General features: G+C 73.0%; 19 protein-coding genes. 10 read left to right on the top strand and 9 right to left on the bottom strand.

Going from position 1 to position 22,002, the window contains the following annotated elements; genetic code table 11:
• Positions 1-11: 11 nt before the first annotated feature.
• On the bottom strand, positions 12-1,151 hold the full coding sequence (solA, locus tag ACFU3E_RS05030) for an N-methyl-L-tryptophan oxidase (RefSeq protein ID WP_384152188.1): 1,140 nt from the start codon (positions 1,149-1,151) through the stop codon (positions 12-14).
• Between the two features lie 281 nt (positions 1,152-1,432).
• Between solA and ACFU3E_RS05025 the strand changes: the two genes are divergently transcribed.
• Both ACFU3E_RS05025 and ACFU3E_RS05020 read left to right on the top strand, forming a co-directional pair.
• Complete coding sequence (locus ACFU3E_RS05025; protein WP_384152185.1) at positions 1,433-3,052, top strand: PucR family transcriptional regulator; 1,620 nt, start codon at positions 1,433-1,435, stop codon at positions 3,050-3,052.
• A 61-nt stretch (positions 3,053-3,113) separates the two neighbouring features.
• Complete coding sequence (locus tag ACFU3E_RS05020) at positions 3,114-3,716, top strand: exonuclease domain-containing protein (protein ID WP_384152182.1); 603 nt, start codon at positions 3,114-3,116, stop codon at positions 3,714-3,716.
• Between the two features lie 37 nt (positions 3,717-3,753).
• On the opposite strand, the gene ACFU3E_RS05015 is transcribed toward ACFU3E_RS05020, so the two are convergent.
• Positions 3,754-4,629 (bottom strand): universal stress protein, encoded by an 876-nt coding sequence (locus ACFU3E_RS05015; RefSeq protein ID WP_384152179.1) that lies wholly within the window; start codon positions 4,627-4,629, stop codon positions 3,754-3,756.
• Positions 4,630-4,849: 220 nt separating this feature from the next.
• On the opposite strand from ACFU3E_RS05015, the gene ACFU3E_RS05010 reads away from it, so the two are divergent.
• Positions 4,850-5,308 (top strand): cyclic nucleotide-binding domain-containing protein, encoded by a 459-nt coding sequence (locus ACFU3E_RS05010; RefSeq protein ID WP_384152176.1) that lies wholly within the window; start codon positions 4,850-4,852, stop codon positions 5,306-5,308.
• Positions 5,309-5,473: 165 nt separating this feature from the next.
• Here ACFU3E_RS05010 and ACFU3E_RS05005 read toward each other — a convergent pair whose 3' ends face one another.
• The 3 genes from ACFU3E_RS05005 to ACFU3E_RS04995 form a co-directional block, all read right to left on the bottom strand.
• Complete coding sequence (locus ACFU3E_RS05005; protein ID WP_384152172.1) at positions 5,474-6,073, bottom strand: hypothetical protein; 600 nt, start codon at positions 6,071-6,073, stop codon at positions 5,474-5,476.
• Positions 6,074-6,202: 129 nt separating this feature from the next.
• Positions 6,203-6,880 (bottom strand): helix-turn-helix domain-containing protein, encoded by a 678-nt coding sequence (locus ACFU3E_RS05000; RefSeq protein WP_384152169.1) that lies wholly within the window; start codon positions 6,878-6,880, stop codon positions 6,203-6,205.
• A gap of 22 nt (positions 6,881-6,902) precedes the next feature.
• Positions 6,903-7,976, bottom strand: a complete 1,074-nt coding sequence (locus ACFU3E_RS04995; protein ID WP_384152263.1) for a zinc-dependent alcohol dehydrogenase family protein — start codon at positions 7,974-7,976, stop codon at positions 6,903-6,905.
• 222 nt (positions 7,977-8,198) lie between these two features.
• Here ACFU3E_RS04995 and ACFU3E_RS04990 point away from each other — a divergent pair, with 222 nt between their 5' ends.
• The gene (locus ACFU3E_RS04990) at positions 8,199-8,582 is read left to right on the top strand and encodes an STAS domain-containing protein (protein WP_384152166.1); all 384 of its coding nucleotides are present in this window, start codon (positions 8,199-8,201) and stop codon (positions 8,580-8,582) included.
• Between the two features lie 5 nt (positions 8,583-8,587).
• On the opposite strand, the gene ACFU3E_RS04985 is transcribed toward ACFU3E_RS04990, so the two are convergent.
• Both ACFU3E_RS04985 and ACFU3E_RS04980 read right to left on the bottom strand, forming a co-directional pair.
• Positions 8,588-9,085, bottom strand: coding sequence for a flavodoxin domain-containing protein (locus tag ACFU3E_RS04985; protein WP_384152163.1), 498 nt, complete (start codon positions 9,083-9,085; stop codon positions 8,588-8,590).
• A gap of 405 nt (positions 9,086-9,490) precedes the next feature.
• Positions 9,491-10,390: a universal stress protein gene (locus ACFU3E_RS04980; protein WP_384152160.1), complete on the bottom strand. Its 900-nt coding sequence runs from the start codon at positions 10,388-10,390 to the stop codon at positions 9,491-9,493.
• Between the two features lie 281 nt (positions 10,391-10,671).
• On the opposite strand from ACFU3E_RS04980, the gene ACFU3E_RS04975 reads away from it, so the two are divergent.
• Positions 10,672-11,373 carry a response regulator gene (locus tag ACFU3E_RS04975; RefSeq protein ID WP_384152157.1) on the top strand — a complete coding sequence of 234 codons (702 nt, stop codon included), beginning with the start codon at positions 10,672-10,674 and terminating at the stop codon, positions 11,371-11,373.
• 22 nt (positions 11,374-11,395) lie between these two features.
• On the opposite strand, the gene ACFU3E_RS04970 is transcribed toward ACFU3E_RS04975, so the two are convergent.
• The gene (locus ACFU3E_RS04970; protein ID WP_384152154.1) at positions 11,396-13,126 is read right to left on the bottom strand and encodes a GAF domain-containing protein; all 1,731 of its coding nucleotides are present in this window, start codon (positions 13,124-13,126) and stop codon (positions 11,396-11,398) included.
• Between the two features lie 211 nt (positions 13,127-13,337).
• On the opposite strand from ACFU3E_RS04970, the gene ACFU3E_RS04965 reads away from it, so the two are divergent.
• Positions 13,338-14,357, top strand: a complete 1,020-nt coding sequence (locus ACFU3E_RS04965; protein WP_384152151.1) for a 2-hydroxyacid dehydrogenase — start codon at positions 13,338-13,340, stop codon at positions 14,355-14,357.
• A 249-nt stretch (positions 14,358-14,606) separates the two neighbouring features.
• Positions 14,607-15,494 (top strand): universal stress protein, encoded by an 888-nt coding sequence (locus tag ACFU3E_RS04960; protein ID WP_384152148.1) that lies wholly within the window; start codon positions 14,607-14,609, stop codon positions 15,492-15,494.
• Between the two features lie 4 nt (positions 15,495-15,498).
• On the opposite strand, the gene ACFU3E_RS04955 is transcribed toward ACFU3E_RS04960, so the two are convergent.
• On the bottom strand, positions 15,499-16,524 hold the full coding sequence (locus ACFU3E_RS04955; RefSeq protein WP_384152145.1) for a 6-phosphofructokinase: 1,026 nt from the start codon (positions 16,522-16,524) through the stop codon (positions 15,499-15,501).
• 519 nt (positions 16,525-17,043) lie between these two features.
• Here ACFU3E_RS04955 and ACFU3E_RS04950 point away from each other — a divergent pair.
• From ACFU3E_RS04950 to ACFU3E_RS04940, 3 genes are all read left to right on the top strand, one after another.
• Positions 17,044-18,276 (top strand): PP2C family protein-serine/threonine phosphatase, encoded by a 1,233-nt coding sequence (locus ACFU3E_RS04950; RefSeq protein ID WP_384152142.1) that lies wholly within the window; start codon positions 17,044-17,046, stop codon positions 18,274-18,276.
• 182 nt (positions 18,277-18,458) lie between these two features.
• The gene (locus tag ACFU3E_RS04945; RefSeq protein WP_384152139.1) at positions 18,459-21,155 is read left to right on the top strand and encodes a GNAT family N-acetyltransferase; all 2,697 of its coding nucleotides are present in this window, start codon (positions 18,459-18,461) and stop codon (positions 21,153-21,155) included.
• 32 nt (positions 21,156-21,187) lie between these two features.
• Entirely contained in the window at positions 21,188-21,919 is a 732-nt protein-coding gene (locus ACFU3E_RS04940) for a CBS domain-containing protein (RefSeq protein WP_384152136.1), read from the top strand.
• The last annotated feature ends 83 nt before the right edge of the window (positions 21,920-22,002 follow it).

The following is a 22,002-nucleotide window of genomic DNA, read 5'->3' as shown; positions in this document are numbered from 1 at the left end:
TCGGTTCGTGTTCAGGCGGCGCCGGCGCCGGCCGGTGCGAGGAAGCCGACGGGGTGGTCCGTCGTGCCGTCGAGCGCCAGGTCGGCGGCGATCTCGCCCATGGCGGGCGAGAGTTTGAAGCCGCTGCCGGAGAAGCCGGCCATGACGACGATGTCGTCCTCGCCGGGGAGATGACCGACGAGCGGGTTGCCGCTGGCGGTGTAGCCCTCCATGTAGACCGACAACCTGATGGGGTCGGGGTTCAGGTCGGGCATCAGCTCCGCGATGAGCTCGCGGAAGGTGGCGAGTTCCTCCGGGCGGACCGTGCGGTCGAGCCGCTCGGGGTCGGGTACGGGCAGGTAGCGGGCGTAGGAGAGGCCCAGCTTGACGGAGATGCCATCGGGTGACGGGAGTCCGTAGCAGTCGTGGGGGGTGCTGCGGACGAAGGCGGGTGCTCCGCCCGCGAACCAGTCGTGGCGGGTGGGGATGTGCCAGGAGCTGATGAGCCTGCGGATGTCGACCGTCCGCGGAAGGTCCGGGAGCAGGGTGTTGACCCACGGGCCGACGGTCACCACCGCGGTGTCCACGTGGTCCGTGCCGTGGTCGGTGACGATGTGCACCCCGCCGCCTGCCGCCGGGGCGATCTCGCGCACCGGTGTGTAGCGGTGCAGCCGGGCGCCCAGTTGCTCGGCGCGGGTGGCGGCGGCCTGGATCGACGCCTCGGGCCTGATGATGGAGCCCATCCGGTCGAGTACGGCCGTGTGCCCGTCCGGGAGGCGGTGCTGCGGGTAGCGACGGGCGAGTTCCTCCCGGTCCAGTACGTCGTGGTCCAGCCGGTGGGTGGTGCTGGCGGAGAGGAGGAGGCGCATGGACGCGGACTCGGTCTCGCCCATCACCAGGCATCCGCCGCGACGGCGCAGCGGGAAGCCGGTCTCGCGCTGGAGCCCGTCCCACATCCGGTCGGCGAGCCGCAGCAGCGGAATGTACCCGGGGTCACCGAGGTGCACGGCGCGGAAGATGCGGGTCTCGCCCCCGGCCGCGCCGCGGTCGTGACCCGGCGCGTACCGGTCGTAGCCGATGACCTCGGCTCCGCGGGCGGCCAGTCGCCACATGGCCTGGCTGCCCATGCTGCCGGTGCCGATGACGGCGACGCGCTTCGGGATGCGGCGCATGAGGTCGCTCCTTTCCCCGGGGGTGGCATGGGTGGCAGTAGTGCCCCCAGCACCGAGCGGACGCCGTGCGGACTCTTCCGGTCCGTGTCCCGCTGGGGATGGCGTTCACTTTCGACCGAGCGAACCCGCAGGTCAACCCACACTCTGTTCCACCTCACGGCCTTCTTGAGACGGTCTGTCACGGCGAGCGTCCAGCCTTTGGAAAGTGCTATCCCCCCTCTTGTCACCGCGATGGGCCGGTGCGAAGGTGGCCCCGCATCCCTCGGAAGAAAGCACCCCCTATGCCGCCCAGACGCCTGGTAAGCGGGCACTTCCTCACCATCGCGGAGGTTTTGCGCCTGCCTGTGCTCACCGAGGGGATGCCGCGCGTTCTGGCCGGAGAGTCACAGCTGCACCGTGCGGTGCGCTGGGTACATGTCACCGAGCTGCTCAACCCCGCCGACTTCCTCGAGGGCGGCGAGCTGGTGCTGACGACCGGCATGCCGTATCCGCAGGACGCCTCTGAGCTGCGGGGTTACGTCGACCAGCTCGCCGATGTCGGCGCGGCCGGACTGGTCGTGGAGCTCGGTCACCGTTACCGGAAGGTGCCCGAGGAGCTGGTGGCCGCCTGCCGTGCCCGTGAGGTGCCGTTGGTCGAGCTCGCCCGCGGTGTCCGGTTCATCGACGTCACGCAGACGGTGCACGCGCTCATCCTCGACACCCAGGGGGCGCTGCTGCGGCGCGGGAGGGACATCCAGGACATCTTCACCGCCCTGACGCTGCGGGGCGCGGGTCCCGAGGAGCTGGTGCACACCACCGCGGAGCTCACCGGAGCACCCGTGGTGCTGGAGGACCTCACCCACCGGGTCCTGATGTGCGACCTGCTCGGCAGGCCGTACGAGCCGGTGGTGTCGGCCTGGTCCCGGCGTTCCCGGGCCGCGCCGACTCTGGAGAAGATCGCGCCGAGCGGCCCGGAGGGGTGGCTGGTCGCGCCCGTGCAGGACCACAACGGGCCGTGGGGGCGGCTGGTCCTGCTGGAGGGCCGGCTGAACGCGGAGCCCGACCCGGAACACGTCCTGGTCCTGGAGCGCGCGGCGGTCGCACTGACCATGGCGCGTCTGGCCGGGCCGGCCTGGTGGGAGCGCCGGGCCCACCGCTCCGTGCTGCGGGACCTGTACGAACGCCGGTTCCGCTCCCCCGCGGACGCCCGCGCCCGCGCCGAGGCCCTCGGACTGCCGGCCTTCGGGCACCGCCTCTTCGCCGTGGTCATCCGCCACACGTACACCGGCGCCGAGGAGCACCTCGACGAACGGGTCGCGAAGGCGCTGACGCAGACCGGCATCCGCGCTCTGGTCGGCGAGACGGCCCCGGGCCGGATCGGCGTGCTCCTCGCACTGGCGCAGGCCAGCGCCTGGCAGCCGGTCGCCGAGCGGATCGGCCGTCTCGCCCGCGAGGAACTCGGAGCGGAAGCCGTCGTCGCCGTCGGCCCGGGGGTGACCGACCTCTCCGGGATCGCCCGGTCGTGGCAGGAGGCCGAGCAGACGGCCGAGGCCATCACGCCGGCGTCCCCGCAGCGGTGGTTCTACGTGCCCGCCGATGTCGGGTTGCCGGAACTCCTGGGCGTCCTGCGGGAGGACACCCGCCTCCAGCGGTATGCGGAACGGCAGTTGACCCGTCTCATCGAGCACGACGACCGCAACGGCGGCGACCTGCTGCCCGCGCTGCGCGCCTATCTGACGGCCGCCGGGAACAAGTCGGTCGCGGCGAAGCTGGCGGGCATGTCCCGGCAGGCGTACTACCAGCGCCTCCACACCATCGAACGACTCCTCGGCTGCGACCTGGAATCAGGGCTGCAGCGCACGTCCCTGCACGTCGCGGTGCTGGTCCTGGACGCGCGAGGAGAAGCTGTTCCCGGTGCATGACGGGGCACGCCGGCTGTCACGCGGAGTAGCCTGGCGGCAACCGGTGCCACAGGGAGACGCCTTGCGTACGTTCGTCGTGTTCGATCTCGAGTTCACGTCATGGCAGGGGGCGCTCGAGCAGGACTGGGGGGCGCCGGGGCAGCTTCGCGAGATCGTGCAGATCGGGGCGCTGCGGCTGCGCGAGGACTTCTCCGTCGCCGAGGAGTTCGAGGCACTGGTACGGCCCGTGACCAATCCGCGACTGTCCGCGTACTTCACCGGGCTCACCGGCATCGGCCAGGAACGGGTGGACCGCGAGGGGGTCGAACCGGCCGCGGCGCTGGGTGACTTCCTCGGTTTCTGCCGGGGGCAGTCCGTGCTGTCGTACGGGAACGACATGGTCGTTCTCGGTGAGAACCTGGGCTGGGCGCGCGCCCGCGGTGAACAGGTCAAGAACGGCTTCCTCCCCGCCCATTTCCTCAACATCCGCCCGTGGCTGAACTCCCTCGCGCCGGAGACGGCTACGGTCAACGTCGGTCGCCTGTGGCAGGTGCTCGGCCTCCCCCGGCCGGCGTCCGGGCAGGAGCACTCGGCACTCTTCGACTGCCATTCCTTCGCCGCGGCCATCGAGCATCTGTGCCGCACCGGAGCCGCCCTGCCCGAGGGGTGCCTGCGGCGCCCTTGAGGGCTTGCACCGTGGAAGAGCACCCGGGGCCGGGCCGTCACGGGATCGACTCCGCGTTCACGCGCCGCGGCACGACGGCCACGGGGCACTCGGCGTGGTGCAGCAGCGTGTGGGCCACCGTGCCGAGTTGGAGCCCGAAGTGGCCCTGCCGGCGCCGTGCTCCCACGATGACCAGGTCGGCCGCGGCCGAGCGGTGCACCAGCACCTTGCGGGCCGGGCCCTCGACCGTGGCGCGGTGCACTCGGACGCCGGGGTGATCGGCCACGGCGTCGCGGAGCAGGTCGTCGAGCTCGGCGCGGGCCCGCTCCTCGTGGTCCCGTTCGGATGCTTCGGTGGATTCGTGCGCCGGGCGGCGCCAGGACCGGACCACGTCCAGGACACCTCCGCGGGACTCGGCCTCGCGGAAGGCGAAGCGTGCCGCTTCATCACCGGTGGCCGGGTCGCCGGCGCCGAGCAGGATCCGCTGGTGGGTGCCGGCCAGGCCGGCCCGGTCGCCGCGTACCACGATGACCGGGCAGTGGGCGCGCGCCGCGACGGCCAGACCGACGGAGCCGAGCAGCAGTCCCTTCAGCTCACCGCGGCCCCGCGAGCCGGTGATCAGGGCGGTGGCGTTCTCGCCCTCGTGCAGCAGGGCGTCCGTCGCATCGGCGAGCAGGACGCCGGTGGACACCTTCACATCGGGGTTGCGCCGCCCGGCGCGCTCCGCCGCGGAAGCGACGACGTGGTCGGCCGCCACCTGCCCGGCGGGGCGGCCCAGACGAACCGACGGGGTGAGGCCCTCGTACCGCTCCCAGAGGGATCCGTGAATCAGCCGCAGGGGAAGCCCGAGCCGGGCCGCCTCGTCCACCGCCCAATCGACCGCCGGCAGACTGCCGTTCGATCCGTCGACACCCACGACCAGGGGACGTTCCATCGTCATCGTTCCCATCGCCTCGTACACGGCATGGTGCAGATCCACTCTCACCGTCGCACCCGCCGCAGCCGGACGCGAGGGGCGGTCGGTCCCCCGCAGGGGCCGTTCGGCCCGTGGTGCGCCACAGGGACCGGGCACAGGCTGAAGCCAGCAGCCCGGGTCGCGGGGCTGCGCCACGGACTCGCCGCCCGGCCGGGTGGGAGTTGAAGGGAGCCGGACGATGACCTCCACCACCAACCTGTCCACGGGCCTCACAGCCGGGCATCGCGAGCAACTGATGCGCATGGCCCGCGAGGTGTCCTTCGACGCGGGCACCCGATTGTTCGAGGAAGGGCGGCGCGCCGACCGGTTCTGGATCGTGCGCACCGGGACGGTCGCACTCGACCTCCGTGTCCCGGGCCGGCGGGCCGCTGTCGTCGAGTCCCTGGGGCACGGCGAGCTGGTCGGCTGGTCGTGGTACTTCCCGCCGTACGTGTGGCAGCTGGGCGGGCAGGCGCTGAGCCCGGTGCGGGCCTACGAGTTCGACGCGGAGGCCGTCCGGGCGATGTGCGCCGAGGACCCCGAGTTCGGTCGTGCGATCGCGGACTGGGTCGGGCGAGTGGTCGCCCACCGGCTGCACGCGTCGCGTGTCCGGCTGCTCGACCTGTACGCCCCCTACGGCAGCGGGGGCCGGATCTGAGCGCTGATGAGCCGGCCAAGCGGCTGCCGGTGGCCAAGCAGCAGGGCGTCCTCGGGAGCCGTGACGCCGTGAGGCACCTCCTCCCCTCCCCCGCCTGGCCGGGGCTTCCACCCCGGAGCGAGCCGCGCCGGTGTCACGGCGACCGCGGTTGACCGCTTCCTCCGCTCAGCCGGTCATCCGCTTCCTCCACTGCGGCCCGACGCGCTCCCACTCCGCGTCCCATTCGGCCAGACGCCGCCGGTCCAGTCGCATGCGCACGAGCCGTCCGCACACCCATACCGCCGTGCCCGCGCCGGCACCGGCCAGGACGCCCGTACCGGACGCCTGGACCATCGCCTCCGCCGGGGCGAGGGGCGCGTCGACCAGCTCGCCGGTGCGGTCCGTCCACACCGTCGTCCGGGTCCCGGCCGCGGCGGCGGGCTCGACCTCGGCCCGCCCGGTGTGCCGCGAGCCGTCCGGGTCGGTCCAGCGCACCGTGGCCCGCACCGTGTCGCCACCGGAACCCTCCTTCGTCACCTGCGGGGCCTTCGGCGCCTGCTCGGTCAGCACGGCCTGCACGGCCTGCGACTCCGCTCGCTCCCGGGCGAGGCTGCGGTCCACCGCTCCGGCCGCCGCCAGGCCCGTGATCACCCCGCCCAGGGCGGCGAGGATCCAGGCGACGAGCACGATCAAGGCCTCCGCGCGGTCGCTGCGGCGCCGGAGCGGATTGCTCCGCCACCGCCACAACCGCACTCCGGTGGCGTTCCTGCCACGGATCCGAGTCATCGCGTCTCACCCCTCACGGGCGTGCCTCCGGTCTGCGCCGCCAGGGCCGCGTGGCGCCTCCCCGCGGTGCGCGCGAGCCGCGGCACCCTCCTGGATCTCCGCGACCGTGTCGTGCGGGCGGCGACGCGTTCAGATCACCGTGATCCGGCGCCCGGTGACGGCGACGGGCTCGATACGCAGCCACAGGTCGCGCCGCCCTCCCGCCCACGGTGTGCTGAAAGCCTGTTCCTCGAGACGGGCGGCCTCGTCGGGGTCCGTCACCGTCGTCGCGGGGCCCCGCACCAGCACGCTCCAGCCCTCGCTGAACGCCTCGTCGATGCGGTCGGCCTCGAAGGCGACCTGGTGGCCGTCCGCCTGTGCCGGGGTCGTGCCGGGCGCGGTGCGGAAGACGATCCCGCCGTCGACGACGCTGTAGTTGACCGGCACGACGACCGGCCCGGAGCCCGTGGGCACGGCCAGGCGTCCCACCCCGTGCGTCGAGAGCAGGGAGCGGCATTCCGCCTCGGTCAGCTCGGTGAACCGGGGGGTGCGGGCGGCCCGGCCGAGGCCGGGCGGCAGCTCGGTGTCGCCGCCGGTCAGGTGCCACACCGTGGTCTTCAGTGCTCCTGCCAGCCGCAGGAGGGTGCCCGCGCCCGGGTCGGCGGCCGGCCGCTCCTCCAGGTACTGGAGGTAGGCCGGTGCCATGCCCGCCCGTGTGGCCGTCTCCTGCCGGCTCAGGCCGAGTTCCGTACGCCGCTGGGTGATCCGCCGCCCGAGGTCGCCCTTCGGGCGTCCTCCCACGGCGTGCGACGAGGCCCGTTCGGTCATGACGCGTCACCCCTCTCCTTCGTCAGGCCGCCCGGTACGGGACGACTTCCTCGTGCGGCTCCTCGCCCAGTACGACCTTGAGAGCACCGGTGTCGGCGGCCCCGGCGAAGACGTCGTACGCCTCCTCCATGTCGGACAGCGGGAAGGTGTGCGTGACCAGCTGCCCGGTGGGCAGGCGGCCTGCGGCCGCCATCCGGAGCAGAGTGGGGGTGGAGTAGGTGTCCACCAGCCCTGTGGTGATGGTGACGTTCTTGATCCACAGGTCTTCCAGATGGAGCGTCGCGGGTTTGCCGTGCACGCCGACGTTGGCGACGTGCCCGCCGGGCCGCACCATGCGCGTGCAGAGTTCGAAGGTTTCCGGAACGCCGACCGCCTCGATGACCACATCCGCGCCCAGCCCGTCGGTGAGGTCCGTGATCAGCTGTTCGGGGGCCTCCCGGGCGTCCGCCACCGCGTCCGCGCCGAGGCGCCTTGCCGCTTCCAGCCGCGCGGCGGCGAGGTCCACCGCGACGATCCGCTCCGGGGCGAACAACCGCGCGGTCGCGACGGCCGCCAGCCCGATGGGGCCGGCGCCGACGACGGCGACGGTGTCTCCCGGGCGTACGTGCCCGTTGAGCACGCCGACCTCGTAGGAGGTCGGGAAGATGTCGGCCAGCAGCACGGCGTCCTTGCTGTCCAGGGCGCTGGGCAGGGGGTGAACCGAGAGGTCCGCGTACGGCACGCGGACGTACTCGGCCTGGGTGCCGTCGATGAGGTGGCCCAGGATCCAGCCTCCGCCGCCCCGGCACTGGCCGTACACGCCCTCGCGGCAGTAGCGGCAGCGCCCGCAGGCGGTGATGCAGGAGACCAGCACCCGGTCGCCCGGCCGCACCGTGCGCACGTCGGCCCCGACGTCGACGATCTCGCCGACCGCCTCGTGCCCCAGCACCGTGCCCGGGCGTACCTCGGGGACGTCGCCTTTGAGGATGTGCAGGTCCGTTCCGCAGATGGTGACGGCGTCGACGCGCACGATGGCGTCGGTGGCCTCCTTGACACCGGGGTCCGGGACGTCCTCCCAGGCGGACTGTCCAGGGCCGTGGAAGACGTAGGCCTTCATGGCGTTACCCACCTTCCTGGCACGGGCGATGTGCCCGGTCTGCCGCAGTTCCAGCTTGGCGCGGATCGGTGCGACGCGCTTGGGCCGGTCGGCCCCGTCCACCGGCCGGCCGGTGCCTTGCGGGACGGTCCGCCGGGGTTCGTACCGCAGATCCTTCCGGCCCGGTCGACAGAGGCCGACCGGCCCTACCGCACGCCCCGGCTGCCGGGCTTTGCTCGGACCATGTCCGACAACCCCGGCAGGTCCACGGCGCCGCCCACGGAGCACACGACACGCGTCGTGACCCTGCGCGGCGAGCTCGACCTGCGCACGGCACCGGCCCTGAGGGCCCGCCTCGACACGCTGACCTCCGGGCCCTGTCCCGACCTGGTGCTGGACCTGCGTCGGGTGTCGTTCATCGACTGCACGGGGCTGGGGGTCCTGTGCCGGGTGCGGAACCGCGTTCGGGCACGGCACGGCCGGCTGCGTCTGGTCACCGACAGCGCCTCTGTCCGGCGCGTCCTTCGGCACACGGGCCTGGCGGGGGTCTTCGAGGTGCTTCCCGGCCTGCCGGTGGGCGTGGCCGGCACGCCCACCGGGGACACCGTCGCCGAGGCGGCGCTCTGACCTCGTCACACGAGAGTCAGCTCGTGGCCGATCTTCGCCGCCCATGCCTCGATCCGCTCGAAGTCGCGGAAGTCCCCGCCCTTTCCGTTGCGGAGGATCATCCGGGCGACCCAGCCCTTCGCGCCCTCGCGGAGGCAGCCTCCGAAGGTGACGTGCTCCCGGGCGTCGAGCCGGGCCATGGCCCGCTTCACCCCGGGCACGGGCGGGATGTCCCGCTCCGAGGCCGAGGGATCGAGCGGGCCGCTGCTGAACAACCACAGCGGGCGCTCGGCCAGGGCCTTGGCGTGGCGCCGGACGAAGCGGCGGGCCTCCTTGTGCCAGTGACCGGCGTACAGGCCGCCACCGACCACGACGGCGTCGTACGCCGCCGCGTCCGGCACGGCTCCGGCCGGGAGGGCCTCGGCCGTCATCCCCTCCTTGGTCAGGACCTCGGCGATGGTCTCGGCGATCTCCGCGGTCGATCCGTTCGTCGTTCCGTAGGCGACGAGCACGTTCGTCGGCATATCGGTCCGCCTCCTCTCACAGGGTGCGCAGCCGGTCGTCGGCCACGCCGCACGGCGCGTACGCACCCGGTGGTGCCGTCCGCGACCAGGGCGTGGACCGGGGGCCTGTCGAGCACATCGCGCGTCATGGTGGTCTCCCCCGGCCTTTCGACGCTTCGAGCATCCGGCGGGCGGGGGTTCCGGCGCATGGGCTGTCCGGGGGTCGGCCGAGGGCCGACCGGCCCCACCGCCGCAGTCACGTCCGCTCGGGGACGACCGCGACGGGGGCAGGCCGCGTGGGGCGGCACAGCATGCGTGACGCGGGCCGATGTGGAGGCCGAAGCGTCCCTGGGGGGTGCCTGGCGCCGAGCACGAGCAGGGCCCATCGTCCTCGTCCTCTCCGGCGCCGGCGGTTCCCGTGCCGCGTCAGTCGTGCGCCACGACGGCGACGGGCGCGGCCGCATGGTGCAGCACGGCGTGTGCCACCGGGCCGATGTGCGCCCCGAACGGGCTGCGGCGGATCCAGCGCCCCACGACGACCAGGGAGGCCGCCCGGGAGGCGGTGATCAGCTGCTCCGAGGGGCTGCCCCAGCGGGACACCTCGACGACCTCGACGGACGGGTACTTCTCGCGCCACGGCCGCACGGCCCCGGTGAGCTCGTCGGCCTGCTGGTGGATGACGTCGTCGTACCGTTCGAGGTCGGCTCCGTGGAGGTAGTACGGGGGCAGATTCCACGCGTGCACGACCCGCAGGCCGGTGTCGCGCCGGGCGGCCTCCTCGAAGGCGAACTCGATCACGGACGCGTCGAGGTGGCCGGTGTCGAGACCGAGCACGACGGGCCGGTAGGCGGTGGCGGCGGACGGGATGCCGGCCGGGTCCGTCTCGTGCTCGTCCGCGGCCTGCTCACCGGCGCGGACCAGGACCACCGGACACCGGGCGTGCGCCACCACGGCGAGACCGACCGAACCCACCAGGAACCCGCCGATCCCGCTCAGGCCCCGCGAGCCCAGGACGAGCAGCTCGGTGGTGCCCGCCGCTTCGCCCAGCACCTCGCTCGGCCGGCCGGCCAGGTGCTCGGCCGTCACCTCCACGCCGGGGTGCCGCAGCCGCAGGCCCTCGGCGGTCTCGCGGGGGATCCTCTCGCTCCGGTTCTGGTGGGTCTCGGCGCCGGGCAGCGGGGCCCGCGCGATGGGTTCCGGCACCGGCTCCCACACATGGAGGAGTCTCAGCGCAAGACCGCGCAGCTTCGCCTCACGCGCCGCCCATTCTGCGGCGGCCCGGCTCTCGGGCGAACCGTCGAGGCCGACGGTGATCGTGCGGGACATACGCGCCACCTCCGAAGCATGTCTACGGTTCGAGCATCGCCTCGCCGGGCCGTCGTGGTGGAGAGGCCACAGGTCCCGTGCCGGGCCCGACCGGCCCCACCGCGGACGCCGGGGCGGCCCGCCCCTGGTGTGCCGGTTCGTACGAAGCGCGGGAGGGGGCGCGCCATCGGCGTGACAGGGGCCGACCGGCCCTGGTGCATCCGGACCCCGCCGGTGATGATCGGGAGCACGGGCGGGTCCGCAGTCCGTGCTTCCGCCGTTCCGGGGAACGAGGGGTCCTGATGACCGAGCCGCGCAGCTTCACCGAGGAGCACCCGATCCGGGTCTTCCTGCTCGACGACCACGAGGTCGTGCGCCGTGGTCTGGCCGAACTGCTGGACGCCGAACCCGACATCTCGGTGGTCGGGGACGCCGAGAACGTCGAGCACGCGCTGGCCCGGGGCCCTGCGCTCCGCCCCGACGTGGCGGTGCTCGACGTGCGCCTGCCCGACGGTGACGGCATCACCGTCTGCCGCGAACTGCGCAGCCGCATGCCCGGGCTGACGTGTCTGATGCTGACATCGTTCGACGACGAGGAGGCCCTGCTCGACGCGATCATGGCCGGGGCCGCGGGCTACGTCCTCAAGCAGATCAAGGGTTCCGACCTGATCTCGGCGGTGCGCACCGTCGCCTCCGGGAGGTCCATGCTCGACCCGGAGACCACCGCCCGGCTGATGCGCTCGCTGCGCGCCGACCCGTCCGGGCAACCGGCCGTCGCCCCCGAGCTGGCGAGCTTGTCGCCGCGTGAACGGGAGATTCTCGTTCTGATCGGGGACGGCCTGACCAACCGCGAGATCGGCAAGAAGCTGTATCTGTCCGAGAAGACCGTCAAGAACCACATCTCCCGGCTGCTGGCCAAGCTCGGCGTCCAGCGCCGCGTCCAGGCCGCGGTCCTCGCGTCACACCTGGAGCAGCCCGGGCCGGGCGAGCGCCCTGGGCACTGAACCCGGCCCGGGGGGGCGGTGGTCAGTCTTTCGCCGGCCGCACCGGTACCCGCCACTCCACCCGGGTGCCGCCGCCTTCCGCGCGTTCGCCGAGCCGGAAGTCTCCGCCGAGCACGGTGGCCCGCTCCTCCATGTTCGTGAGCCCGCTGCGCACGGCGTCCGCCGGAATGCCGCGTCCGTCATCGATCACCCTGAGCGTCAACTCGCCCTGGGCGTACCGCAGGTAGACGTCCACGGAGCGCGCCCCGGCGTGCCGGGCCACGTTGCTCAGGGCCTCGCTCAGCACCGCGAGCGCATGATCGGCGACCTCGCCCGGCACGTCCGTGTCGACCAGCCCCTCGATCCGTACCGCGGGGGCGAAACCCAGGGCCGGCGTCGCCGCCGTGACCGCGTCCGACACCCGGGCGCGCAGGCCCCTGCCCTCCCGGGTGCCGCCCTGCGCCCGCAGTCCGAAGATCGTGGACCGGATGATCTTGATGGTCTCGTCCAGGTCGTCGACGGTCCGCGACAGTCTCTCCGCGGCCTCCGGATGGTCGATGAAGCGCTGGGTGCTCTGCAGGGTCATCCCGGCCGCGAACAGTCTCTGGATGGCCAGGTCGTGCAGGTCACGGGCGATCCGGTCACGGTCCCGGAGCAGCACGATCTGCTCGGCGTCCCGGCGCCGCTCGGCCAGCTCCAGCGCCAGAGCCGCCTGCCCGGCGAACCCCAGCAGGGGGCGCGTGTCGGCGTCCGTGAACGGCGTACGGCCCGCCGCCCGCCCGAGCAGCAGCACCCCGCCCGCCTTGCCGCCCGCCTCCAGCGGCACGCCGACCACAGGCCCGGCGCCGGCCCACTGCGCGGCGTCCCGGCTGGTCCGCGCGTCCTCCTGGATGTCCGTGCTCACCACCGGTTCGTCCGTGGTCAGGACGGCGGCCACGAACCCGTCCTGCCCGGACATCACCAGGCCGCTGCGCCGGTCCGCACCGAGCCCGACGGCGAGCAACGGCGCCAGCGCGTTCTCCTCCGGTACCCGCTCGGCGATCATCCCGACATCGGCGTCGGTGATCTGCCGGGCCTGCTCCACGATCAGTTCCAGCACGTCCGTGCCCGGCGCACCCGACAGCAGCGCGCGAGTGACCTCGGAGCTCGCTTCCAGCCAGCGCTCGCGCAGCCGCGTCTCCTCGTACAGCCGGGCGTTCTCGATCGCCACGCCCGCCGCCACCGCGAGCGTGGAGAGCACCGATTCGTCCTCGGCGTCGAACTCCTCCGCACCGCGCTTCTCGGTGAGGTAGATGTTGCCGAACACCTGGTCGCGCACCCGGATGGGCACCCCCAGGAACGAGTGCATCGGCGGGTGATGGGGAGGGAAGCCGTACGACGACGGGTGCTCGGAGATCTCCGCCAGCCGCAGCGGCTCCGGGTGCCGGATCAGCTCGCCCAGGATGCCGTGCCCGCTGGGCAGGTCGCCGATACGGGCCCGCTGCTCGTCGCTGATGCCGACGGTGTGGAACTCGGAGAGCATGCGGTCGCCGCCGATGACGCCCAGCGCCCCGTACTCGGCGTCCACGAGCACCACGGCCGCCTCGACGATGTGCCGGAGCACCTGCGGCAGATCCAGCTCCTGCCCGACCGACAGCACCGCTTCGAGCAGGCTGTGCACCCGGTCCTGGGTACCCCGGGCCGCGTCGATCCGCGCCTGGAGTTCGTCCAGCAGTTCGTCCAGCCGCAGTTTGGGCAGCGGCTGCTCCGAACGCCCGGACCGTTCCCCGCTCATCGTCGCCTCCGACCGGTTCCCGCGGACGCACCGGAAGGGCGCCTCCTCAGGCTCACCATAGTGGGTTGACGCCCTGCCGGACGGATCGCGGTCCTTGACCGACAGAGCCGAGCGGCCCCCGCGCCCGGGCCGGACGGCCCGAGCGCCGGCACCGGAAGCCACCTAGGGTCGCTGCGGGGACAGCCCCCTCATGAAGCGGGAGCGGAATGACGTGAAGATCATCGCGTACGGAGTCCTCACCGACGAGCGGCCTCTGCTCGAGGCGGCCTTCGAGCAGGCGTTCGGCGACCGCCACGAGCTGCGTTGCCTGCACCTGTTCCTCAACCGGGACACCGCCCCCACCGCGGCCGGTCACGAGATCGTGCTCAGCAGCGTGAACGACACTCTCGACGCCGAGGTGCTGCGGGCTCTCTCCCGGGGCGGTGCCGAGCTGATCGCTCAGCGGGCCACGGGCTACAACAACATCGACCTGGACGCGGCCCGGGAGCTCGGGCTGACGGTGGCCCGGGTGTCGTACTACTCGCCGTACTCGGTCGCGGAGTTCGCCTGGGCCCTCGCCCTGGCAGTGGACCGGCGCATCGTCCGGGCCGCTCATCGCACGCGCGAGTTCGACTTCCGCCTCGACGGGCTGCTGGGCCGCGACCTGCACGGCCGCACCGTGGGCGTGGTGGGCACCGGCAAGATCGGCACGGCGTTCACCCGCATCGCGCACGGCTTCGGCATGCGCCTGCTCGGCTGGGACATCGCCGAGAACCCCGAGTGCCTTGCGCTCGGGATGGAGTACGTCCCGCGCGAGCGGCTGTTCGCCGAGTCCGACCTGGTCAGCCTGCACGTACCGCTGGTGCCGGACACCCACCACCTGGTGGACGCCCGGATGCTGGACCTGATGAAGCCGGACGCCGTCCTGGTCAACTCGAGCCGCGGCGGACTGGTCGACACCGACGCCCTGCTGACGACACTGCGCTCCGGCCGGCTCGCCGGTGTGGGGCTGGACGTGTACGAGGAGGAGGCCGGGGTGTTCTTCCTCGACAAGTCCCTGGAGGTGATGACCGACGAACGCCTCGCCCGGCTGATGACGTTCCCCAACGTGCTGGTCACCTCGCACCAGGCGTACTTCACCCGCGACGCCGTGGGTCAGATCGCCGGGACGACCATGCGCAACATCGAGAGCTACCTCGCGGGCCGCCCGAACGACGACGTCCTGGTCCGCCCCGACTCTTCGCGGAGATAGCGCACCCGATGGGCGGCGCCTGTTCGCCGCTCTGGATGACGCGTGCTCGGCGGCCTCCGGAAGTCGCCGGGCCGGGCCGGCCGGTCGCGACCGTGCAGCGGCTGCCTCGCGGCCGGGGGAGGCGTGGCGGGTGCGCCGTCCCCGGCCGCCCCGGGCGCCTGAGCGGTCCCGCCGTGGAACAGTGGAGGCAGGACGGGCTGGGGCCTGGGGCACCCGCGGGGAAGTGCGGGCCGGACGAAGGAGGCCAGGATGCGTTCCCCTGTGCTGGCAGGCATCGACGGGTCCGGGTGCGCCGCGGCGGCGGCCGACTGGGCGGCCCGGGAGGCAGCGCTGCGCGGTGTTCCGCTGCGGCTGCTGCACGCCTCTCCACCGCTTCCCGGCTCCGTCGTTCCGGGCCCCGCCCTGGACCGGTTGCACCGTATGGGCACCCGGTTGCTCCAGCGGACGGCCGCGGACCTCGCCGACCGCTACCCGGACCTCCGGGTGGAGTGCGAGCAGGCCGATGACGCCCCGGCCGGAGCTCTCCTCACCGCCGCACGTGCTGCGGGACTCCTCGTGGTCGGCACCCGCGGGACGGGCGGTTTCGAGGGACTGGCGGTCGGCTCGGTGGCCCTGCGGACGGCGGCAGCGGCCCCTTGCCCCGTCGTGTTCGTCCCTCCCCGTCCGCGCGCCTTCGCGGAGGAATCGCCCACGGCGCACAGCACCGGCCAGGTCGTGCTGGGGTTCGACGCGCACCGGCCGGTCGGCGAGGTGGCCGACTTCGCCTTCTCGGCCGCCGGGGCACGCGCGGTGCGTCTGCACGTGGTGCAGGCGTGGGCCTTTCCCGCCGAGTCCGTCTCGTCCCGGACCCTGGTGGTGACCGAGGAGGACCGCGCGACCTGGGAGGACGAGGAGGTTCTGCGGCTGTCCGACGCCCTGCGTCCGTGGCGGGAGAAGTACCCGCAGGTGACGATCGGCGCCGATGTCATGCTGCTCCACCCCGCGGAAGCGCTCCTGAACGCCTCTCGGAGCGCGGGCCTGCTCGTCGTGGGCCGTCGCACCGAGCCTCGGTCGGCCGAAGGCCGGCTGGGCCCGGTTTCGCACGCCGTGCTGCACCACACCCGCTGCCCGGTGGCGGTCGTACCGCACAGCGGATGACGCCTCAGCCGTAGAACGCCTCGAACTCGTCGTACAGCGACGGGTTCACCACCTTGTTCTCCACGGTGGCTTCGGCGAGGGGCACGCGGACGATCTCCGTTCCGCGCAGGGCGATCATGCGGCCGAAGTCCCCCTCCTTGACCGCGTCGATGGCGTGCAGCCCGAAACGGGTGGCCAGCCACCGGTCGAAGGCGCTCGGGGTGCCGCCGCGCTGGATGTGCCCCAGGACCGTGGTCCGGGCGTCCTTCTCGGTGCGTGCCGAGATCTCCTGGGCCAGCCATTCGCCGATGCCGGAGAGCCGTACGTGACCGTACTCGTCCAGCGACCGGTCCTTGAGAATCATCTGCCCCTCTTCGGGGGCGGCCCCTTCGGCCACGACGACGATCGGCGCATAGTTGATCTCGAACCGGCGCCGCACCTGCTCGCAGACCTGATCGATGTCGAACGGCCGCTCCGGGATGAGGATCACGTTGGCACCGCCTGCGACGCCGGCGTGCAGGGCGATCCATCCCGAGTGACGCCCCATCACCTCCACCACAAGGGCGCGCATGTGTGACTCGGCGGTGGTGTGGAGGCGGTCGATGGCTTCCGTCGCGATCCCGACGGCGGTGTCGAAACCGAAGGTGTAGTCGGTGCCCGAGACGTCGTTGTCGATGGTCTTCGGTACTCCGACCAGGTTGATCCCCTGACGGCTGAGCTCCGTGGCCGCCCCCAGGGTGTCCTCTCCCCCGATCACGACGAGCGCGTCGATGTCGTGCGAGGCGAGGGTGTCCCGTACCCGTCGCAGCCCGTCCTCGTGCTTGAAGGGGTTCGTGCGGGAAGACCCGAGGATGGTCCCGCCTCGGGGAAGAATCCCCCGGACACTGGAGACGTCCAGGGGGACGACGTCGTTCTTGAGCAGGCCGAGCCAGCCGTCCCGCACGCCGACGAAGTCGAACGAGTACTCCTGGACGCCTTTGCGGACGACGCTGCGGATCACGGCGTTGAGACCCGGACAGTCACCTCCGCCGGTCAGCACTCCGACCTTCATGGGCCTTCTCCCATCGGCTGCACACCCGTCCATTCGCGGCCACAGGGGCAACCGGGCACCGCTGCCGGGGCACCTGGATCGCCGCCTGCCTCCAGCCTCCCCCCGTTCGCTCCACCCCGGCCACTCGACGGATGCCGGCACAGGGCCCTCCAGCCCTCCGATCGAGGTGCCGGTCCTGGTCGCGCTACCCCGTCCACGCGCCGCCGGCCGCCTGCTCGTCAGGGCGGCGCCGACACCCAGCGGGGCGGTACCTGCCGCAGCGGCCCCGGTCCCGGCCGGCACCGGCCCCGAGGACCTGGCCACCGCGGGCCGCCGATGCGAACGGTGCCGGCCTCGTCGCCCGGGAGCCGTACCCGTATCGCCACGGCATGCCGGGGACCGGGCTCCACGGACATTCCGGAATCGCGGGGCCGCCCAGGTGACATCGGGGCCCTGCGGGGAGCCGTGGCCCGGCTGAGTGGCGCGTTCACCCCTATCGTGGATCCGCACAGTGACGGTCGGCGCCGAGGCGGGCAGTAGATGAGGGAACCGCAGATCGACTACGCGGCTGTCTTCCACGCCCTGCCCGGCATGGTGGCGCTGCTCACCCCCGATCTGGTGTACGCCGACGCCAACGAGGACTTCCTCCGGCTGGCCGGGCGCACGCGCGAGCAACTGCTGGGCCGCTACATCTTCGACGTCTTCCCCGAGAACCCGAACGACCCGGCCGCGACCGGCATGCGGGAAACCCGGGCGTCGATGCTGCGCGTGGCCGCGACCGGCGAGCGCGACACCATGGCTCTGCTGCGCTACGACATCGAGGATCCCGAGCGGCCCGGCCACTGGGTGGAGCACTTCTGGAGCCCGGTCAACGCCCCCGTGCCGGGCCCGGACGGGCGGGTGGCGCTGATCGCGCACCGGGTGGAGGAGGTCACCGAGCTCATCCACGCCCGCGGCGGCACGGGCGGCAAGAGCAACCGGGCCCGTGTGCTGGAGGCCGAGCTGTACACCCGCTCGCGCGAACTGCAGGAAGTCAACGAACGCCTGCGCCGGGCCCATGCGCGCGAACGCGAGGTCGCCCTGGCCCTGCAGGCGGCGATGCTGCCCGCCCCGATGCCGGTCGGGCACCACCGGGCAGCCGTCCGCTACCGGCCCGCCGTCGGCGCCCTCAACGTGTGCGGCGACTGGTACGACCTGGTCGACCTGCCCGGCGACCGCATCGCGGTCGCCGTCGGCGACGTCGTCGGCCACGGCCTGGAAGCGGCCGGGGTCATGGGGCAGCTGCGCAGCGCGCTGAGCGCCGCCGCCCGTGTCGCCGACGGTCCCGCCCGTGCCCTGGAGGCCCTCGGGCTGTACGCCCGCCACGTCGAAGGTGCGGAGTCGACCACGGTGGTGAAGACCTACATCGACTGGGACACCCACACCCTCACGTACAGCAGCGCGGGTCACCCGCCACCCCTCCTGCTCCATCCCGACGGCACGGTGACCTTCCTCGACCAAGCGACCGATCCGCCTCTCGGCGCGCGCCCCGAACACGTTCCGCGGCCGCAGGCCAGTACGGCCTTCGTCGAGGGCGCCACCCTGGTCCTCTACTCCGACGGCCTGATCGAGCGCCGTGACGAGGACATCGACACCGGCCTGACCCGCCTTGCCGACTCCCTCGTCCGCCACGGCCGGGCCCGCCCCGAGGCCCTGGCCGATGCCCTTCTGGCCGACCTTCTCCCGCCCACCGGCAACACCGACGACACGGCCCTGGTCATCATCCGCCTGTGAGCCGTCTCCCGAAGGAGCATCCTGCGGGCGAGGGCGGACGCCGTGGAGGGGGAGCCGGGTGAGCCGCCGCCGTGACGGGCCGTTGCGGGACCCTCGGCCCTCCGCGGGGCCCGACCGGCCCATCGGCCCGACGCTTCACGAGGGCGAGTCTGAAAGTGCAGACCCGCGACGAGAGGCACGCCATGACCACCATCCCGGCATCCGGTGAACGCGTGCACGCGCTCCTCACGGACGGCACGACGGTGTGCGTACGCCCTGCGGGGCCGGACGACCGTAAAGCCGTCCTCAGGTTGTACGCGCAGATGTCGGACGCGAACCTGCGGCTGCGCTTCTTCTCCGTGAGCCGGCGTTCCGCCGAGCAGGCCGCCGCCCGGGTCGCCCAGCCGGCCGGTTCCGGCCACCATGCGCTCGTCGCCGAGCACGGCGGCCGGATCATCGGCATCGCCGAGTACCAGCTCGGCCCCGGGACGACACGTGACAGCGCCGAGATCTCGCTCGCGGTCGGCGACGACCGGCACCATCGCGGAGTGGGCACCCTGCTGCTGGAGCACCTCGTCTCCGCCGCCCGCGCGCGAGGCGTGAAGACCTTCACCGCGGACGCTCTCGCCGAGAACCACGAGGTGCTCAAGGTCTTCGCGGACCTGGGACTGCGGGCCGAACGCCGCTTCGAGGGGCCGGAGGTGCGATGCCTGATCCCGCTGGACGACACGGAGAACTACCGCGCCAGCGTCGAGCAGCGTGGGCAGGCCGCGGATGTGGCCAGTCTGGTGCCGCTGCTGCGACCCGGATGCGTCGCCGTCGTCGGGGCCGGCCGCAGGCCCGGCTCGGTGGGCCGGGCCGTCCTGCACAACCTTTCCACCGGTGGGTTCACGGGCCGGCTGTACGCGGTCAACCCGGGCGCGACATCGATCCTCGGCGTCCGCGCCCATCCGGCCGTGAGTGACCTGCCGCGCGTCCCCGACCTGGCGGTGATCGCCGTCCCCGCCGAGGACGTCGCGCACGTCGCCGAGGAGTGTGGACGGTTCGGTGTCCGTGCCCTGCTGGTCGTCACCGCGGGACTGGACGCTCCGCAGTCCGGGGCGCTGCTCGCCGCCTGCCGTGATCACGACATGCGCCTCGTCGGCCCCAACTGCCTGGGCCTGGCCAACACCGACGAACGGGTCCGGCTCGACGCCACCTTCGCCGCCGCCCACCCCGCCCCGGGCAGCGCCGGGGTCGCGGTGCAGTCCGGCGGAGTGGGCATCGCCCTGCTCGGCGGGCTGGAGCGGCTCGGTATCGGCGTGTCCAGCTTCGTCTCGCTCGGCGACAAGTACGACGTCAGTGGCAACGACCTGCTCCAGTGGTGGGAGTCCGACGGGCGCACCGATCTGGCGCTGCTGCACCTGGAGTCCTTCGGCAATCCCCGCGCCTTCTCCCGTACCGCCCGCCGCGTCACACGTCGTATGCCGATCCTGACCGTCGACGCGGGCCGTACCGAGGCGGGCCGCCGTGCCGCCGCCTCGCACACCGCGGCCGCCGCCACGACGACGATGACCCGGCGCGCGCTCTTCGCACAGGCCGGGATCACCGCCACCCGGACGATCCCCGAACTGCTGGAGACCGCCGCCCTGTTGCACTCCCAGCCGCTGCCCACGGCAGGCCGGGTCGTGGTCGTGACCAACGCGGGCGGCGCGGGCGTGCTGGCCGCCGACGCCTGCGCCGAGGCTGGGCTGAACCTGCCCGCGCTGCCACCGGGCCTGGCCGAGGACCTGCTGGCCGTGCTGCCGCGGGGCGCGAGCACCGCCAACCCCGTCGACGCGACGGCGGCGGTCTCCGAGGACCAGTTGCGCGCCTGCGTGGACCGGCTGGCGGCCCACGACGGCATCGACGCGGTACTCGTCGCGCTGGTACCCACCGCCGTGGCCGCCGCGACCGGCGACATCCTCGTCAAAGCCCTCACCCACGCCCCGGAACGCCGCTCCCGCCCCGTCGCCGCCGTCCTCCTGGACCAGGACGTGCCGGTACGGCTGCTGCCCTCGGACACCGGCCGGGTGCCGGCCTACGCCGACCCGCAGGCGGCCGCCCGCGCCCTCGCCCATGCTGCCGAGCGCGCCCGTTGGCTGGCCCGGCCGCCCGGCACCGTCCCGACTCCGGACGGCATCGACACCGCGCGCGGCCGGGCCGTGGTCGACCGGTTCCTGGAGCGGCATCCCGACGGCGCCTGGCTCGACCCGCGTACCTGCGCCGAGCTGCTCGACTGCTACGGCATCCCCCAGTCGCCGTGGGCCTGGGTGGAGACCGAGGACGAGGCCGTGTGGGCCGCCGACCGGCTCAAGGGGCCGGACGGGCATGTCGTCCTCAAGGCTCACTGGCCGGGCCTCGTGCACAAGGCCGCCCAGCACGCGATCCACCTGGACCTGCGGGGCGACGCCCAGGTGCGCGCCGCCTTCCGTGACTTCGACGTCCGCTTCGGTCACCTCATGACGGGGGCCGTGGTCCAGCCGCTCGCCCCGCGCGGCATCGAACTGTTCGCGGGAGTGGTCCAGGACGAGGTGTTCGGGCCGCTGATCCTGTTCGGGCTCGGCGGTACGGCGACGGAGGTCCTGGCCGACCATGCGGCGCGGCTCGCCCCGCTCACCGACCAGGATGTGCACGACCTGATCACCGCGCCCCGCTGCGCGCCGCTCCTCCTCGGACGGGACGGCACCGGCCCGGTCGATCTCGCGGGGCTGGAGCAGTTCCTGCTGCGGCTGTCCCGGATGGCGAGTGACCTGCCCCAGCTGGCGGAGGCGGACTTCAATCCACTCCTCGCCCTGCCCGAGCGCGTCACCGCCCTCGACGCCCGGATCCGGCTGCTGCCGCGCCGCGCACACGATCCCTACCTGCGCCGTCTGCGATGAACGCGCGCGGCACGGAAGGAAGGCGGGACACCATGAAACACAGCAAGGTGGGCACGGTGATGGCATCCGAGGTCGTCCGCGCCGAGCACGGCACGCCGTTCAAGGAGGTGGCCCGGCTGCTCGCCGAGAACCGGATCAGCGGCCTGCCGGTGGTGGACGACGACGAGAAGGTCCTCGGAGTGATCTCCGAGACGGACCTGATGACCCGGCAGGCCGAAGCGCCCGGTCCGTCCGGGCCGCGACGCCGTTTCCACGGGCCGCGGTGGAGGCCGGAGTCGCGCACTCGCCGCGCCAAGGCACGCGCGCGTACGGCCGGGCAGCTCATGTCCCGTCCGGCCGTCACGGTCCACAGCGACGCGACCGTCGCCGAGGCGGCCCGCGTCATGGCACGCCATCGAGTCGAACGGCTGCCGGTCGTCGACGACGAGGAGCGGCTCGTCGGCATCGTCACCCGCCGTGATCTGCTGCAGGTCTTCCTGCGCCCCGACCCGGAGATCCGGTCGGCCATCCGGAACGAGGTGTTCGTCCGGGCCCTGTGGCTGACGCCCTACACCGTCGATGTGGACGTCCACGAGGGCGTGGTCACGCTCTCCGGGCAGCTGGAACGGCTCAGCGAGTGCACCATGGCGGTGGAGATGTGCCGCCAGATGGACGGCGTGGTAGCGGTCGTCGACCATCTCACCCACCGCTTCGACGACTCCTGGCGGCAGCCCGACGAGCCCGCCCCGCAGGGGATCACCGGTCACTGGCTGCGCAGGCTGTGACGCCACCGGCCTCGCGCCCCGGGTGCGGCGGGTGGCTGACTCGCCCGGCCGGACGGCAGCCGCTCCGGCCGCGGGGCTCCCCT

It is taken from the genome of Streptomyces sp. NPDC057424 (assembly GCF_042803315.1).
Lineage (GTDB): Bacteria > Actinomycetota > Actinomycetes > Streptomycetales > Streptomycetaceae > Streptomyces.
The sequence above is the reverse complement of the archived record's forward strand: the minus strand, read 5'-3'. Positions and strand labels throughout refer to the sequence as shown.

Excerpts from the sequence above, each read along its gene's own strand:
- ACFU3E_RS04990 (WP_384152166.1), top strand. The coding sequence starts at position 8,199 with ATGTCCGACAACCCCGGCAGGTCCACGGCGCCGCCCACGGAGCACACG.
- ACFU3E_RS05000 (WP_384152169.1), bottom strand. The coding sequence starts at position 6,880 with ATGACCGAACGGGCCTCGTCGCACGCCGTGGGAGGACGCCCGAAGGGC.
- ACFU3E_RS04995 (WP_384152263.1), bottom strand. The coding sequence starts at position 7,976 with ATGAAGGCCTACGTCTTCCACGGCCCTGGACAGTCCGCCTGGGAGGAC.
- ACFU3E_RS04960 (WP_384152148.1), top strand. The coding sequence starts at position 14,607 with ATGCGTTCCCCTGTGCTGGCAGGCATCGACGGGTCCGGGTGCGCCGCG.
- ACFU3E_RS05005 (WP_384152172.1), bottom strand. The coding sequence starts at position 6,073 with ATGACTCGGATCCGTGGCAGGAACGCCACCGGAGTGCGGTTGTGGCGG.
- ACFU3E_RS04950 (WP_384152142.1), top strand. The coding sequence starts at position 17,044 with ATGAGGGAACCGCAGATCGACTACGCGGCTGTCTTCCACGCCCTGCCC.
- ACFU3E_RS04940 (WP_384152136.1), top strand. The coding sequence starts at position 21,188 with ATGAAACACAGCAAGGTGGGCACGGTGATGGCATCCGAGGTCGTCCGC.
- ACFU3E_RS04955 (WP_384152145.1), bottom strand. The coding sequence starts at position 16,524 with ATGAAGGTCGGAGTGCTGACCGGCGGAGGTGACTGTCCGGGTCTCAAC.
- ACFU3E_RS04945 (WP_384152139.1), top strand. The coding sequence starts at position 18,459 with ATGACCACCATCCCGGCATCCGGTGAACGCGTGCACGCGCTCCTCACG.
- ACFU3E_RS05010 (WP_384152176.1), top strand. The coding sequence starts at position 4,850 with ATGACCTCCACCACCAACCTGTCCACGGGCCTCACAGCCGGGCATCGC.
- ACFU3E_RS04975 (WP_384152157.1), top strand. The coding sequence starts at position 10,672 with ATGACCGAGCCGCGCAGCTTCACCGAGGAGCACCCGATCCGGGTCTTC.
- ACFU3E_RS04980 (WP_384152160.1), bottom strand. The coding sequence starts at position 10,390 with ATGTCCCGCACGATCACCGTCGGCCTCGACGGTTCGCCCGAGAGCCGG.
- solA (WP_384152188.1), bottom strand. The coding sequence starts at position 1,151 with ATGCGCCGCATCCCGAAGCGCGTCGCCGTCATCGGCACCGGCAGCATG.
- ACFU3E_RS04970 (WP_384152154.1), bottom strand. The coding sequence starts at position 13,126 with ATGAGCGGGGAACGGTCCGGGCGTTCGGAGCAGCCGCTGCCCAAACTG.
- ACFU3E_RS05025 (WP_384152185.1), top strand. The coding sequence starts at position 1,433 with ATGCCGCCCAGACGCCTGGTAAGCGGGCACTTCCTCACCATCGCGGAG.
- ACFU3E_RS05015 (WP_384152179.1), bottom strand. The coding sequence starts at position 4,629 with ATGGAACGTCCCCTGGTCGTGGGTGTCGACGGATCGAACGGCAGTCTG.
- ACFU3E_RS04985 (WP_384152163.1), bottom strand. The coding sequence starts at position 9,085 with ATGCCGACGAACGTGCTCGTCGCCTACGGAACGACGAACGGATCGACC.